The sequence below is a fragment of the Mycobacterium intermedium genome, from assembly GCF_002086275.1.
GTDB classification, from domain to species: domain Bacteria; phylum Actinomycetota; class Actinomycetes; order Mycobacteriales; family Mycobacteriaceae; genus Mycobacterium; species Mycobacterium intermedium.
On the sequence record NZ_MVHT01000042.1, the window covers coordinates 1 to 15,713 of the forward strand.

Consider the following 15,713-nt stretch of genomic DNA (forward strand, 5'->3'; position numbering starts at 1 on the left):
CGAAGGCTGAATCGCACGATGGGGCATCACAACACTCCTCACTCAAAGAGGTGTTGCATCGATGGCTTGAAACCGCAGCCCGCGCAGGTACATATCCCCCACACTCGCGGCCCAGCGACACGCGGCCCAGCGACTCGCGGCGCCGCCACCACTACGGCCCGACGCCCTTGAAAATCAGGCCGGAGAGGTGCTCGCCAACATTCATGAAGCCGGAGGTGAAGGCCGCGGTGACCAGGTCCAGCGTGGTGGTGTTGATCAGACCCGACATGCCGGCGCCGCGGTTCAGCAATCCAGACAGCTGGGTGCCGAAGTTGTAGAAGCCCGACGCCCATCCGTTCGAGGCCTCCGACATCGCGTTGTACCAGCCGGACAGGCTGGCCCCGTCGTTGAAGAAGCCCGAGTTGCCGCCACCGCCGCTGTTGAAGAAGCCCGATGACGGCGTCGTGGACGAGTTCCAGAAACCCGGGCTCCCGCCGGTGCCGAAGACGGGCACATCGATCGGGCCGATGGTGCTGGTGGCGTGCAATTCGATCAGAATGCGGTCGATGACGGCCGTCGGGATGTCGAAGAACGGCGTGCCATCGGTCAACGCGAGGCCCAGCGGCAATCGCGGCAGGCCACCTGCAGGGATGTCGAACCCAGGGATGGTCAGCGACAACGGCAGGCCGATATGGATGGGATCGACGGGAATGGTGAATCCCGGAATGTGGAACGTCGTGGCGCCCAAGACGATTGGTCCAACGGTGAAAGCCTTCAACACCGATACCCCGCCGCCCGGGTCGAAGTCGGAACCGACGGAGAACGGAACGTAGCTGGCCTTGACCTGGAAGCCCGAGCTGCTCCCGGATCTCAGGTTGAGATCCGAGATGGCGGCTTCCAAGTTCACGCCCGGAACGGTGAAGCTGAAGGGCGCGACGGTGATCGTGCCGACGTCAAAGGTCGGGTTGAGGCTCAGGTGGATGGACGGGACGGGAATCGACGGAATGTTCACCGGACCGATGTCGCCAATCGCGGTGAATCCCAGTGGGATTGCCGGGATGTGGATCGGCGGGATCACGGTGATGGGCCCGACACCGGCGTGCACATCAGCACCGAGCGCGGAGAACAACGGGACGGTGTATCCGTAGGCGAACCCGTTCAGCCCCTGGAAGTTCCCCCGCCACAGGAAGCCGTTGCTGTAGTTGCCGGTGATATAGGCGCCGGTGTCGACGTTGCCGGCGTTGGCGAAACCGGTGTTGGAGTTACCGGTGTTGACCCAACCGGTGTTGATGCTGCCCGGGTTGAAGCCGCCGGTGTTGTAGCTGCCTGCGTTTGCGGTGCCGGTGTTGGCGTGTCCGACGTTCGCCAGACCGGTGTTGAAGTTGCCCACGTTGAACAACCCGGTGCTGGCCATGCCGGAGTTGCCGATGCCGGTGTTGTAGCTGCCGGAGTTGAACAACCCGAAGTTACCGGTCCCGCTGTTGAAGAACCCGATGTTGCCGGTGCCGGAGTTGAACAGGCCAAGGTTGCCCTCACCGGAATTGAAGCCACCGAATCCAGTCAGGTTGTCGCCCACCAGGCCAATGCCGAAGTTGTTGTTGCCGGTATTGGCGAAACCAATGTTGCCAACGCCCAGGTTCGCCAGGCCGAAGTTGCCGGCACCCGCGTTGCCGAACCCGACGTTGCCGCCCAGCACCGCGCCCAGAGCCGCGTTGCCGAACCCGACGTTGAGGTCACCGACATTGCCGAACCCGAAGTTGCGGCTGCCCAGGTTCCCGAGGCCCAGGTTCAGATCGCCGACGTTGCCCGCGCCCAGGTTCAGGTTTCCGACGTTGCCAAGTCCGATGTTGCCGTTGCCGACGTCGGCAAGTCCGAGGTTGACGATGGTGATCGGGTTCTGGCCGGCGTTGGCCGCCAACAGCCCCGACAGGTGGTCGCCGAAGTTGCCGATGCCCGAGACCAGCGCCGACGTGTCCAGCGGCAGGGTGCTGGTGTTGTAGAACCCGGAAAGACCGCTGCCCACGTTGAGCATGCCGGAGAACAGCGAGCCCACGTTGGCGACGCCAGACCCCGCCCCCGCCATGGCGGTGTGCGCCTGGTTCCACAAGCCCGAAACGTTCGAGCCAAAGTTGCCGAAGCCCGACCCCCCACCTTCGCCGAGGTTGAAGAACCCCGACGAGGGCAGCGTCGTCGTGTTGCCGATACCCGGTGTCGGGGGCACGTTGACGAACGGGATGTTGCCGCCGATGAAGTACAGGGAGCCGTCGGCGCTCGCCGGGATCTGCGGGAACGTGATCGCTGGGATGTCGACGCCTCCGGCGAAGGCGGAGATGTTCAGATTCAGCAGCGAGGCCGCCGAGAAGTGCAGACCGCCCGGGAAGATGGTGATTGCGTCGAGGGTGCCCGGCACGTGGAAGCCCAACGGAATCTGGCCGATGTGCAACGCCGGCGTGTCGAAACCCTGGTCGGTGGCCAGCTTGAACACGGCGTGCAGGGGTCCGCTGGTGCTGAGATTCGGGATGCCCGAGGTGATGTTGCCCGACGGAAAGACATTGCCGAAGCTGTAGCTCTGCCCCACTGCGTAGAAAGTCGGACCGATGAGGCCGCTTGACGTCCAGAACAGGAACGGCTCGATCTGTGTCGTAGACCCGATCGTCACCGCCTGATTGAGGATCGCTGTAAACGCGGTGATGGATGGAATGTGCACGGAAGGGATCTCGACGGGCCCGAAACCGACGCTGCCCAGAACGTTCGGGTGCAGGGCGGGGATGTCGATCTGCGGAATTGTGAACGCGCCCATCGCGACATTGCCGCCAAAGTGCATATGCACCGTCGGTATCGGGATGGGCGGAATGATGACGGGCCCGAAGGCGACGTTTCCGTGCAGCTCCAGGATTTCGATCCTGGGCGCCGGGTAGTTGTAGAAGGCGCTGAACAGTCCCTCGTAGTTGCCCCGCCAAAGGATGCCGTTGCTGTAGTTGCCGGACATGAAGGCGCCGGTGTCGACGTTGCCCGAGTTGGCGATGCCGGTGTTGGAGTGGCCGGTGTTGAACCAGCCGGTGTTGATGTTGCCGGGGTTGAAGTCGCCAGAGTTGGTGTCGCCGGCGTTGAAGCTGCCGGTGTTGTAGTGGCCTGTGTTGGCCAGCCCGGTGTTGAAGTTGCCGGCGTTGAAGAACCCGGAGCTGGCGATACCGGAGTTGCCGATGCCGGTGTTGTAGCTGCCCGAGTTGAACAATCCCCAGTTGCCGGTGCCGGAGTTGAAGAACCCGACATTGCCGGTACCGGAGTTGAACAACCCGATATTGCCCTCACCGGTGTTGAAGCCGGAGTTCAAACCGCCGATACCGAACTGGTTGTCGCCCTTGAGCCCGATACCGACGTTGTTGTTGCCGGAGTTGCCGAGACCGATGTTGCCCAGGCCCAGGTTGCCGAATCCGAAGTTGTTGTCGCCCGCGTTGGCGAACCCGATGTTGCCGCCGCCGATATTGGCCAAGCCGATGTTGACGTCGCCGAAGTTGCCGAAGCCGAGGTTCTGCCCACCGACGTTGGCCGCGCCCAGGTTGAAGTTCCCGACGTTGCCGAAGCCGAGGTTGAAGTTGCCGACGTCGGCCAACCCGATGTTGGCGACCAGCGCTTGGTTCACGCCGTTGCCCGCGGCCAGCAGGCCGGACAGCCGCTCGCCGAAGTTGCCGATACCCGACACCAACGCCTGCGTGCCTAGCGGCAGCACGCTGGTGTTGTAGAACCCTGACAGGCCCGAGCCGACGTTGAGCAGGCCCGACTGCAGCGAGCCGAAGTTGGCAACGCCCGAGGTCCCGCCCACCAACGCGGTGTAGGCCTGATTCCAGCCACCCGACAGGCCCGCGCCAAAGTTTCCGATGCCCGAGACCCCACCGGCGCCGCTGTTGAAGAAGCCCGACGACGGGGAGCTGGTCATGTTCCCAAAACCCGGCGCCGGCGGAATGCTGATGATCGGGACGCTGCTGTCCGGCACCGTGATGTTGAGTAGGACGGTCAGCGGCAGCGGGTCGATGGTCAAGCCGCCCGGGAAAATGGTGATCGGATCGAGCCTGCCGAACGCCTCGATGTTCAGCGGGATCGCGTCCTGCGGAATCGACAGGCCACCGGGGAAGAGCGTGAAAGCCGGCAGACCGCCGGTGATATCGATACGTAGCGGTACGGGCGACGTCTGGATCGTCGGAATCGTCATGCTCGGGAAGTGCAGTTCGAGACTGCCCGTGCTGCCGAAGGTGGGGCCGGAATGGATGAGGATGCCCTGCGTCGGCGGGGTGACGAAGCCAAGACCATCGAAACCCGTTGAATTGGTCGCGCCGACGATCCAGGTATCCCCGAGCGCCTCAACAATGAGCAGCGGCAGCCGGAAGGGCGGCGGAGCGGGCGCGGCCGGGGTGTCGAGCGAAATCGTGTACGTCTGGCCGCCGATCTGCATGCTGGGCAGGAAGACGATCGGCGGGATCTCGATGACCTCGTGAATATCCAGGTCTAATGCGGGAACGTGGATTTCGGGAATGTTGAACGGGCCGATATTGATCAGTTCGCTGATGTCGAACAGCGACATTCCGGGGATGTCGATCTGCGGGATGGTGACCGGCCCGAAGTTGAACGCCTCGTTGAGGTCCAGGACCGTGCTGCCGGAAATTTCGATGCGGTATTCGAAGTGCAGCAGGCCGTGGTACTCGCCCGTCCACAACATCCCGTTGTTGAAGTTGCCGGAATTGAAGGCGCCGGTGTTGACATTGCCCGTGTTGAACAGGCCGGTGTTGGTGTGCCCGGTGTTGAACCACCCGCTGTTGACGTTGCCGGCGTTGAAGTCGCCGCTGTTGGTGTTGCCGGCGTTGAAGCTGCCCGTGTTGTAGTGACCGGCGTTGGCCAGCCCGCTGTTGAAATTCCCGGCGTTGAAGAACCCGGTACTGGCGATTCCCGAGTTACCGATTCCGGTGTTGTAGTTACCGGAGTTGAACAACCCCCAGTTCCCGTTGCCGGTGTTGAAGAAGCCGATGTTGTTGGTGCCGGAGTTGAACAGGCCAAGGTTGCCCTGCCCGGAGTTCAGGCCGCCGAAGCCCGACTGGTTGTCGCCGGTGAGCCCGATGCCGACGTTGTTGTTGCCGGTGTTGGCGAAGCCGATGTTGCCCACGCCCAGGTTGGCGAAGCCGAAGTTGTTGCTGCCGGCATTGCCGAAGCCGATGTTGCCAAGACCGCCCAAACCCGTGGCGAGACCGGAATTGCCGAACCCGATATTGCTGTCGCCGAGGTTGCCGAAGCCGAAGTTGCCGTCGCCGATGTTGCCGAAGCCCAGGTTCTGCAGGCCGATGTTGCCGCCGCCGAGGTTCAGGTTTCCGACGTTGCCCGCGCCGAAGTTGTAGTCGCCGGTGTTGCCGAAGCCGAAGTTGTAGCCGCCGATGTTTCCCAGGTCGAGGAAGTTGAGGACGCGCATGTGTCGCAACTCGGCGAGGGCCAAGTCGATCAGGTTTGGCTCGCCAGACCCTGAGTCCTGAGGGTGGGTCAACATCGCGAGCAATCCTTGGTACGACATCCCGGAGACGTTGTGCCCGAGGTTGCTGATGCCGGAGATGAACGCCGAAGTGTCTCTGCCGACCGTGCTCACGTTGAACCAGCCGGAGATGTCGACGCCGGAGTTCAACATCCCGGACGCCAGGCTGCCGGCGTTGCCGAAACCGGACAGTCCGCCCTTCATCGCCTCGTACCCGAAATTGAAGATGCCCGAAATGCCCGCGCCGGCGTTCTGAAGGCCCGATCCGCCGCCAACACCGGCGTTGAAGAAGCCCGACGACACGAGTTCGGTCGTGTTTCCGAAACCCGGAACCTTCGGAACGTCGATTATCGAAATATCGAAGGGTCCGACATTGGCGATGATGTCGAAGTCCAGCGGAATTGCGGGGATCGTCATCCCCGGGATGGTGACCGCCGGGATATCCAGGGAGAAATCTATGGGCAACGAACCGGCCATCGATAGCCCCTCGACAATCGACGCCGGGATGTCAATGGGCGGAATGTCGATCGGTATGAACTCACTGAAGGCGATCGCATCCAGTGTGATGGGCTCGATCTGCTCCGACAACGGAAAGAAAAAGCCCAATGCGGTCGCCGAATGGAACGGTATCGGGACGTTGATCCGCAGCGAAATCTTGGGATCGGGGAAGATATTCGGATCAATGTCGTGCAGGAAGGGCAAGGTCAGCACCACATTGAACGGATTGAGCTGCAGGTCCGAAATCGTGAGCGGGCCGAACCGGAAGCCTCCTTGGAGGTCCACTGCGGACATCAGCGTGGTGGCTGGGGCTTGGAAGCCGACGTTGGCGCCGCCGGTGATGCCGATGTGGATCGCCGGGATCGGGATGTCGGGCACGGTGAACCCGTAGTTCGCGCCACCGGAGATGCCTAGGTGCAGTGGCGGCAGCAGCTCGATGTCCGGGATGACGATCGGTCCGAATCCGCCGGTGGTGGTGATGTGGAGGGGGAACTCCTCGATCGTCATGCCGTAGTGCGCACCGACCAGTCCCTCGAAATTGCCGCGCCAGAACCAGCCGTTGCTGGCATTGCCCGTCATCAAGATGCCGGTGTTCAGGGTGCCCGAGTTGAACATCCCGGTGTTGGAGTGGCCGGTGTTGAACCAACCGGTGTTGATGTTGCCGGGGTTGAAATCGCCGGTGTTGGTGTTCCCCGCGTTGAAGCTGCCGCTGTTGTAGTGGCCGGGGTTGAACAAACCGGTGTTGAAATTGCCGGCGTTGAACAACCCGGTACTTGCCGTGCCGGAGTTACCGATACCGGTGTTGTAGCTGCCGGAGTTGAACAGCCCCCAGTTCCCGTTGCCCGTGTTGAAAAATCCGACGTTGTTGGTGCCGGAGTTGAACAGACCGAAGTTGCCGGCGCCGGAGTTCAGCCCGCCGATACCCGACTGGTTGTCGCCGGTGAGGCCGATGCCGAAGTTGTTGTTGCCCGTGTTGCCGAACCCGATGTTGCCCACACCCAGGTTGGCGAAGCCAATGTTGTTGCTGCCGGCATTGCCGAACCCGATATTGGCGATGCCGGCCAAGCCCGCCGACAGACCCGAATTGCCGAACCCGAAATTGCTGTCGCCGATATTGGCGAATCCGAAGTTGCCGTTGCCGATATTGCCGAATCCCAGGTTCTGCCAGCCGACGTTGGCCGCACCCAGGTTGAAGTCCCCGACGTTGCCGAGACCGAGGTTGAAGACACCCAGATCGGCCAACCCGAGGTTGGTGATGCTGCTTCCGGGATTCAGTGCGGTACCGGCAGCCAGTAGCCCGGACAGCTGCTGACCGACGTTGCCGGCGCCGGAGAGCACCGCCGATGTGCCGGCCGCGAGGGTGCTGGCGTTGTACACACCCGAGACCCCCGAACCGAAGTTCAGCAAACCCGAGTGCAGGGAACCGAAGTTGCCGACGCCCGACCCCGCGCCCGCCAACATGTCGTGCGCCTGGTTCCACCAACCCGACACGCCGGCGCCGAAGTTCCCGAAGCCCGATCCCCCGCCGGCGCCGCTGTTGAAGAAACCGGACGACGGGGTGGTCGTCGTGTTCCCGAAACCCGGGACCGCCGGGATGTTGATGACCGACATCCGGATCTCGCCGACCATGGCATGGCCGTCGACGATGGCCGGGACGGTGTTGATGGTGAAGCCGTTGGGCAGCAGGGTGAACGCGTCGAGTCCGCCCGACAGGTTGGAGACCCCCGCGAAGGCCTTGGGGAATGTGAGGCCGCCCGGAAAGATCGTGAACGCGTCGTTGCCGCCGGACAGGGCGAGGGTTACCGGAACCTGATCGGGGATGTTCCAACCGTTCGGGAGGAGCGTCACCACTGTGGACTGCACCGAGAGCATCAGCGGGATCGGGTCCCCGATGTTGAACCCGCTGAGTCTGGGTCCGGTGATCGACAGGTCGGACAAGTAGAAGCCGATGATCGGCGGATTTGGATTGCCGAAATGGTCGATGCTGATGAACGGGTTGTTGAACTGGAAGGAACCGACCAGGAGACCGACCCCAGCACTGATCGGGTTCAGGGCGGTGATCGGCGCGATGGTGTTGGCCGCAAGGGTTACGGATCCCAGGACGTCGATCGGGATCTTCGGGATGTGGATTTCGGGAAGGGTGAACGGTCCCAGTCCGACTGCCGCGTTGGTGATCGAGAAGTGCAGCGCCGGAATCGGAACGGGATCTATGTGTAGCGGGCCGACACCGGCGATGGCGTGCATGGTCACCGGGAAGCGGTCGGCCGTGACCGCGTAGTAGGCGCCGACCAGGCCTTCGTAGTTGCCGCGCCACAGGATGCCGTTGTTGTAGTTGCCGGTGATGAAGGCGCCGGTGTCGAAGTTGCCCGAGTTCGCGATACCGGTGTTCGAATTGCCGGTGTTCAACCAGCCGGTGTTGATGCTGCCCGGGTTGAATTCGCCGGTGTTGTAGCTGCCGATGTTGAAGCTGCCGCTGTTGTAGTGGCCGGGATTGGCCAGTCCGGTGTTGAAATTGCCGACGTTGAACAACCCGGTATTGGCCATACCGGCGTTACCGATGCCGGTGTTGTAATCACCGGAGTTGAAGAATCCGAAATTCCCGTTGCCCGAGTTGAAGAACCCGATGTTGTTGTCGCCCGAGTTGAACAACCCGATGTTGCCTTGGCCGGCATTGAGGCCGGAACCTAGCCCAGCGGCCAGCCCGCCGATGCCGGTCTGGTTGTCGCCGACGAGGCCGATACCGAAGTTGTTGTTGCCCTGGTTGGCGAATCCGAGGTTGCCGTTGCCGATATTGCCGAACCCGATGTTGCCGTCACCGACATTGCCGAAACCGAGATTCTGCATGCCCAGGTTGGCGGCACCAAGGTTGAGGTCTCCGAGATTACCGAGTCCGACGTTGAATTTGCCCACGTCCGCCAAGCCGATGTTGGCGACCAACTGTTGGTTGAGCCCATCGCCCGACGACAACAGTCCCGCCACCCGCTCGCCGATGTTGCCGAATCCCGAGACCAATGCGGGCGCCCCGACGGCGGCGGTGTTGTAGAGACCCGATACGCCAGAGCCGAAATTCAGGAACCCGGACTGCAACGAGCCGAAGTTGGCCAGCCCGGAGCTGGTCCCGGCCACCGCGGCGCTCGCCTGGTTCCACCAGCCCGAGACGCCCTGGCCGAAGTTCCCGAAGCCCGAGACGCCCCCTTCGCCGCTGTTGAAGAAGCCCGAGGACGGGTTGGTGGTGGTGTTCCCGTAGCCCGGCGTTGCCGGGATATGCAGCCCATGAATCGGGATGGGACCGATGTTGAATTTGATCCCGATATTGACGGGCAGGGCGTCGATAGTGATGGGCGGTGTTCTGAAGCCATCAATTTGGCCGTCGATGTCGATGGTGAGCGGCAGCGGTTCGATCGGGAGACTGAAGCCAGGAATGGTGAAGCCCGGGGTACCGATCGACGCGCGGGCAAGCAGCGACAGCGGATTGTTGGGAATGCTGATCCCATTCGGGAAGAGCGTGATAGCGGGAGTATTCCAGTCGATTCGCAACGATGTCTGCGAAATGCGTGTGTCGATGGCGATGGGCCCGAATTGGGTCACCGCGCCTTGCGGATCGACGATTTGGATCTCGGAAATGTTCACCACGCCGAGGGCGAACAAGGGGCCGATCGGGAATTCGGTGTTGAAATGCTGCGCCTGGAACAGGGTGATCGGCGAGATGGTGATCGGGCCGATGTCGATGGGTATGCCGGTGCCGCCGCCGAACGCGGGAATAACGATGTCGGGAACATGCAGCGGACCCAGATTGAAGGTGTGGTGGATGTTCAGCGGGATGGTGGGAAGGATCTGGATGGGCAGCAGGGTGATGGGACCGACCGCGCCGAACAAACCGATATTGACCGGAATCACCGGTATGGAGGATCCGGCGTCGAACCCGATCAGGCCCTGGTAATCACCCGCCCACAAGAACCCGTTGCTGTAGTTGCCCCTGATGAAGAAGCCGGTGTTGACGTTGCCGGAGTTCCCGATCCCGGTATTGATGTTGCCGGTGTTGAACCAGCCGGTGTTGACGTTGCCGGTGTTGAACCAGCCGGTGTTGGCATTGCCGGAGTTGAACAACCCGGTGTTGTAGTCACCGGAAATGTCGATACCCGTGCTGAAGTTGCCGGAGACGAAGATTCCAGTGCTGGCGTGGCCCGAGTTGCCGAATCCGGTGTTGTAGCTGTTACCCGAGTTGAACAACCCGAAGTTTCCGGTCCCCGAATTGAACAGCCCGACGTTGCCGGTACCCGAGTTGAACAACCCGATGTTGCCGGTCCCCGAGTTCAGGCCCCCAAAACCGAACTGGTTGTCGCCGGTGAGCCCGAACCCGACATTGTTGTTGCCGGTGTTGCCAAATCCGATGTTGCCCAGGCCCATGTTGCCGAACCCGAGGTTGCTGGCACCGGTGTTGCCGAACCCGATATTCCCGCCGCTGAACGAGCCCAGCGGGGCGTTGCCCCAACCCAGGTTCAAGTCGCCGATGTTCGCGAAACCGAAGTTCCAGTTGCCGATGTTGGCCTTGCCCACATTGCCGGTACCGATGTTGGACACGCCGAAGTTCAACAAGCCGATATTGCCGCCACCGACGTTGTAGTTGCCTACGTTGGCCAACCCGGCATTGAGCACGAGTTGCCGGGGCACGGCAGCCAATTCGTCCGTCGCCGCGGTGGCGCCGCCCACCAGAGCCGACAGGACGGCACCCACCTCTTCGAAGCCCGGCAGGGCCGATACCGCCGCCGAGGCGCCGGCGTGGTAGGCCGCCATGGCGGCCACATCCTGCGCCCACATCGACTCGTAGGCGGCCTCGGTCGCCGCGATCGCCGGGGTGTTCTGCCCGAGAATGTTCGATAGCGCCAACGACGCCAACTCGAACCGGTTGGTCGCCACCACAACGGGATTCACCGTCGCCGTCAACGCCGCTTCGAATACTTCGGCCACCACCCGGGCCTGCCCCGCCGCCGCCTCGGCGGCCGCCGCCACCGCACCCAGCCACCCGGCATATGGCACGGCCGCGGCCGTCATCGCCGCCGCCGCCGGACCCTGCCAAGCCCCACTGGCCAACTCCGACGTGACGCGGCTGAATGACACTGCCGCTGAACCTAATTCAGCTGCCAAACCGTCCCAGGCCGCAGCCGCACTCAACATGGGCCCCGAACCCGCACCGCCGTACATCAACAGGGAATTGATTTCCGGGGGCAATACGTGAAAGCCCATTACCCACCTCCACCCCAGCGCGCGTTCGACATGCTCTCATCAACGAGGCACTGCCGCATGAGAAATAGGAAATTCTTAAGTAAGAGTTCATTGCGCATGCGCAACGAACAGCGCATCCCGAGACGCGTTGTCACAGGCCCGAACCGCGAAGGTCAAACCCGATAGCCGCGCACCGGACAGCTGCGTTCCGAAGTTGTGGAATCCCGAAGCAGCACCCTGCGTCGCGCCGAAGATCGGGACGTCGACGAGGCCGAAGCCGGTAACCGGCCTCGATAGGCACGACGACGCTCTTACATTTATCTTCGTGCTGGTCGGGGCAGACATCGAAGCGTTTCGACAGCCCTCCCACGAACATGAATCTACCTTCCGCACTTTGCGCCTGGGACTGGTTTGGCCCTCCGGCGCGGAGGTATAGGGCGCGCCGCGTTAAAGGCGGACCGAACTGCGATACCTCTGGGCAGCGTGAAGGCGGGTGACGTCTATGCATATAGTGCGCGCACGATGCCGGCCGCCCTAGGTCAATTTATCCAGGCATTTCCGCTCTATCTATGCAAAGTGCACAGTGCTCACGAAAGGAGCACCGCCGCTCGGCGATTGTTGACTCTGCGCTGAGGGCGTGGTTTTCTCGCACATTGCCGCCCAGGACGCAGCCTCAACGCCAGGCGCGACCGCCACCCCGCGGTTGATGCAGTTGGTGCGCTATATAGACAAAGCTAGAGTTGTGGCGATGTCCTCACCCGCCCCGCCAACCCTGACCGTTCGGTACGACGGGTCGGAGCGCACGTTCGCGGCGGGCCACGACGTAGTCGTCGGACGCGACCTGCGCGCCGACATGCGAATCACCCATCCACTGATCTCCCGTGCCCATCTGCTGTTGCGCTTCGATCAGGGTCGTTGGCTGGCAATCGACAACAATTCACTGAACGGGACGTACGTCAACGGCCGTCGGGTGCCCGTGGTCGACATCCATGACGGCCAAGCCGTCAACATCGGAAATCCAGACGGTCCCCTGCTGATCTTCGAGGTCGGCCGACACGTCGGCCTGGCCGGACGCCCGCCTCAGACCAATTCGATGCCGATCATCAATACCGAAGCACCCTGGGACCAGGCCGGCGTACCGGCGGGTCCGCCGGGGCCGCCCCCGCCGGCCCGCGGGTCGAACTGGGGTCCCCCACCTCCGGCGCGCCCCCAGCCGGGCGGGCCGCCCTATCCCGGTGGTGCGCCGCCGATATATCCGGGTGGCGGGCCTCCACGGGGACCCGGTCAGCCCGTCCCGGCAACGTCGTCGGCAACCAACTTTCCGCCCCGAGCGGCTCCACCCCGGGCGGCACCGCAACGGATTCCGCCGCACTCGTCTCCACCGCAGTCGGCAAACCTGGCGACAAAGATGTTCCAGGCCTTACGCACCCGGACGGGGTCACACGAGCGGCCCGCCAACGCCGTCACCATCGGCCGCTCGACCGACAACGACATCGTCATCCAGGACGTCCTGGCGTCGCGCCACCACGCGACGTTGACGATGTCGCCGTTGGGTGCGGAAATTCGCGACGAGCAGAGCGTCAACGGGACCTTCGTCAACGGTGTCCGGGTCGGGTCCGCCATCCTCAGCGAGGGCGACGTGGTCACCATCGGCAACGTCGACCTGGTCTACTCCCGGGGGACGCTGGTCCGTCGCACCGAAGCCGCCACCCGCACCGGCGGTTTGGAGGTCAATTCGGTCACGTTCACGGTGGAGGGCGGCAAGCAGCTGCTCGACCACATCTCGCTGACCGCCCGGCCCGGCACCCTCACCGCCATCATCGGCGGGTCCGGCGCCGGCAAGTCCACGCTGTCGCGGCTGATCGCCGGCTACACCAGCCCCACTACGGGCAATGTCACCTTCGAGGGCCACGACATTCACGCCGAGTACGCGTCGCTGCGCAGCAGGGTCGGCATGGTCCCCCAGGACGACGTGGTGCACCGGCAACTGACCGTCAACCAGGCGCTCGGATATGCCGCCGAGCTGCGGTTGCCGCCGGACACCAGCAAGGCCGACCGGGCCCAGGTGGTGGCTCAGGTCCTCGAAGAGCTCGAGTTGACCAAGCACGCCGACACCCGGGTGGACAAGCTCTCGGGCGGGCAGCGCAAGCGCGCCTCGGTGGCGCTCGAGCTGCTGACCGGCCCGTCGTTGCTGATTTTGGACGAACCCACCTCGGGTCTGGACCCCGCGCTGGACCGCCAGGTGATGATGATGCTGCGCCAGCTCGCCGACGCGGGTCGGGTGGTGCTGGTGGTCACGCACTCGGTGTCCTACCTGGACGTGTGCGACCAGATCCTGCTGCTGGCCCCCGGCGGCAAGACGGCGTACCTGGGGCCGCCCGACGGCATCGGCGCGGCCATGGGCACCACGAACTGGGCCGACATCTTCACCAAGGTGGGCGCCGACCCCGACGAGGCGAACCGCCGCTTCCTTGCACAACGGGAGCCCCCGAGGGGGCTGGCCCCCTCCAGCCCGGCGGCCGACCTCGGCGAACCGGTACATACCAGCGGACTCCGCCAGTTCTCGACCGTGGCCCGCCGCCAGGTGCGACTGGTCATCTCGGACCGCGGCTACACCGTGTTCCTGGCGTTGCTGCCGTTCCTCATCGGTGTGCTGACGTTGACGGTCCGCGGCAAGACCGGTTTCGACATGGCCGATCCGAACAGCAGCGCCCCCAACCAGCCGGGACAGATCCTGGTCATGCTCAACGTCGGCGCGGTGTTCATGGGTACCGCCCTGACCATCCGCGATCTCGTCGGTGAACGCCCCATCTTCAAACGCGAGCAGGCGGTCGGCTTGTCCACCGGCGCCTATATGGCCGCGAAGATCGTGGTTTTCTGCGCTTTCGCGACCATGCAGGCCGCCGTCGCCACCACCATCGCCGTCGTCGGCTGGGGGACGCCCATCGCGGACCCCGTGCTCCTACCGGACGTAAGTTTCGAGTTGTTCGTCACCGTCGCGGCGACCTGTGTGGCCTCGGCGGTGCTCGGCATGGCCCTGTCGGCGATCGCCAAGTCCCAGGACCAGATCATGCCGTTGCTGGTCACCGCCATCATGTCGCAGCTGGTGTTTTCCGGAGGCATGATCTGGGTGACCAACCGCACCGTGCTCGACCAGCTGTCGTGGGCTACGCCTGCCCGGTGGGGGTACGCGGCGGCGTCGTCCACCATCGACGTCCATCGCCTGACGCCGGGTCCGACCAGCCCCAAGGACCAGCACTGGGATCACAAGCCCAGTGCGTGGCTGTTCGACATGGCGATGCTCGGGGTGTTGTGCCTCGTGTACAGCGCCATCGTCTGGTGGAGGATCCGGCTGAAGCGTCGCTGACCTGGCGTGCCTAACGGCGCCAATTCGTTATGCGCCTTCTTGCCCGCCCGGCGCGGGCAGACTTGAGTAATGAGTCAGGGCCACCATCCGGTGCTGACCGTTCGCTCCGGCCAGGTTCAGCGAGCCTTCGCCGCTGGTAGCAACGTTGTCGTCGGCAGTGACGTGCACGCCGATGTGCGCGTCGCACACCCGCTCATCGCCCGCGCTCACCTGTTGCTGCGCTTCGATCAAGACCGCTGGGTCGCGATCGACAACTCCTCCTCGAGCGGAGTTTTCGTCGACGGCATTCGAGTGGGCTCGGTCGACATCCGCGATGGCCTGACGGTCAACCTGGGCCGGCCCGACGGACCGCGGGTCGCCTTCGAGGTCGGTCATCACCAGGGCATCGTTGGCCTGTTGCCGCCGACGGACCCGACTCCGGTGACTCCGCCGTCGGACGATCCGCCGCTGCAATCCCCCGCCCGACCGCGCAAGCACCCGTCCCGGCCGCGATTCCGGCCTCCGCCGCGACCGCACGATCCGGACACCACGGCCGCCGTTCCCGGCATGCCCACCACCACTACTGCGCGTCCAACCGAAGCCCGTGCGCCAGCGCGAAGGCGAGTGCCTGCGGGACGTCGATGCGCGCTCCTGCCAACTTGGCGCTGGTCCACAACGACGGGTCCGCCTTGGCGCCGCGCAGGTCGGCGTCCTCCAGCCGGGTGCCGGTGGTCCGTGCGCCGCTGAGGTCGGCGCCGCGCAGCACGGCCTTGCGCAAGTCGGTCTGCACCAGGCTGGCCTCCCGCAGCCGGCACCCGGTCAAGTCGACGCCGCGCAGGTCATTGCCGCCCAGGACCGCCAGGGTGAAATCCACTTCCTCGAAGCTGACCGGCCGCATTCGGCACTCCACGAACACCGAGCCCAGCATGCTGCACTGGGCAAACGTGCTGTGCCACAGCGTTGTCCGCCGGAAGGTGCAGTTGCGGAACGCCGACCCGCGGTGCTCGGATTCGGCCAGGTTGACGCCGCTGAAATCGCACTCGTCGAACACCGCGCGTTCGGTGCGCAGCCGGCTGAGGTCCCCGTCCTGGAGGTCTCGGAAATCCTGCCCGGTGAATTCGCGGTCGACCCAGTGCAACGAGTTCAGCTCAACTC

Annotated in this window: 3 protein-coding genes and 1 pseudogene; 2 read left to right on the forward strand and 2 right to left on the reverse strand. The window is 63.9% G+C overall.

Features of this window, described 5'->3' with window-relative positions; translation table 11 throughout:
* Positions 1-151 precede the first annotated feature (151 nt).
* Positions 152-11,233, reverse strand: a complete 11,082-nt coding sequence (locus BST27_RS15930) for a PPE family protein (protein ID WP_083148537.1) — start codon at positions 11,231-11,233, stop codon at positions 152-154.
* Between the two features lie 727 nt (positions 11,234-11,960).
* Here BST27_RS15930 and BST27_RS15935 point away from each other — a divergent pair.
* Entirely contained in the window at positions 11,961-14,579 is a 2,619-nt protein-coding gene (locus BST27_RS15935) for an FHA domain-containing protein (protein ID WP_069422153.1), read from the forward strand.
* Between the two features lie 69 nt (positions 14,580-14,648).
* Positions 14,649-14,855, forward strand: a pseudogene (locus BST27_RS35065) (FHA domain-containing protein); the annotation flags it as partial.
* A gap of 283 nt (positions 14,856-15,138) precedes the next feature.
* On the opposite strand, the gene BST27_RS15945 reads toward BST27_RS35065, so the two are convergent.
* Entirely contained in the window at positions 15,139-15,696 is a 558-nt protein-coding gene (locus tag BST27_RS15945; RefSeq protein WP_069422149.1) for a pentapeptide repeat-containing protein, read from the reverse strand.
* Positions 15,697-15,713: the final 17 nt, after the last annotated feature.

What these genes read in the sequence shown, in the direction of transcription:
- BST27_RS15930 (WP_083148537.1), bottom strand. Translation starts at nt 11,233, where the DNA reads ATGGGCTTTCACGTATTGCCCCCGGAAATCAATTCCCTGTTGATGTAC.
- BST27_RS15935 (WP_069422153.1), top strand. Translation starts at nt 11,961, where the DNA reads ATGTCCTCACCCGCCCCGCCAACCCTGACCGTTCGGTACGACGGGTCG.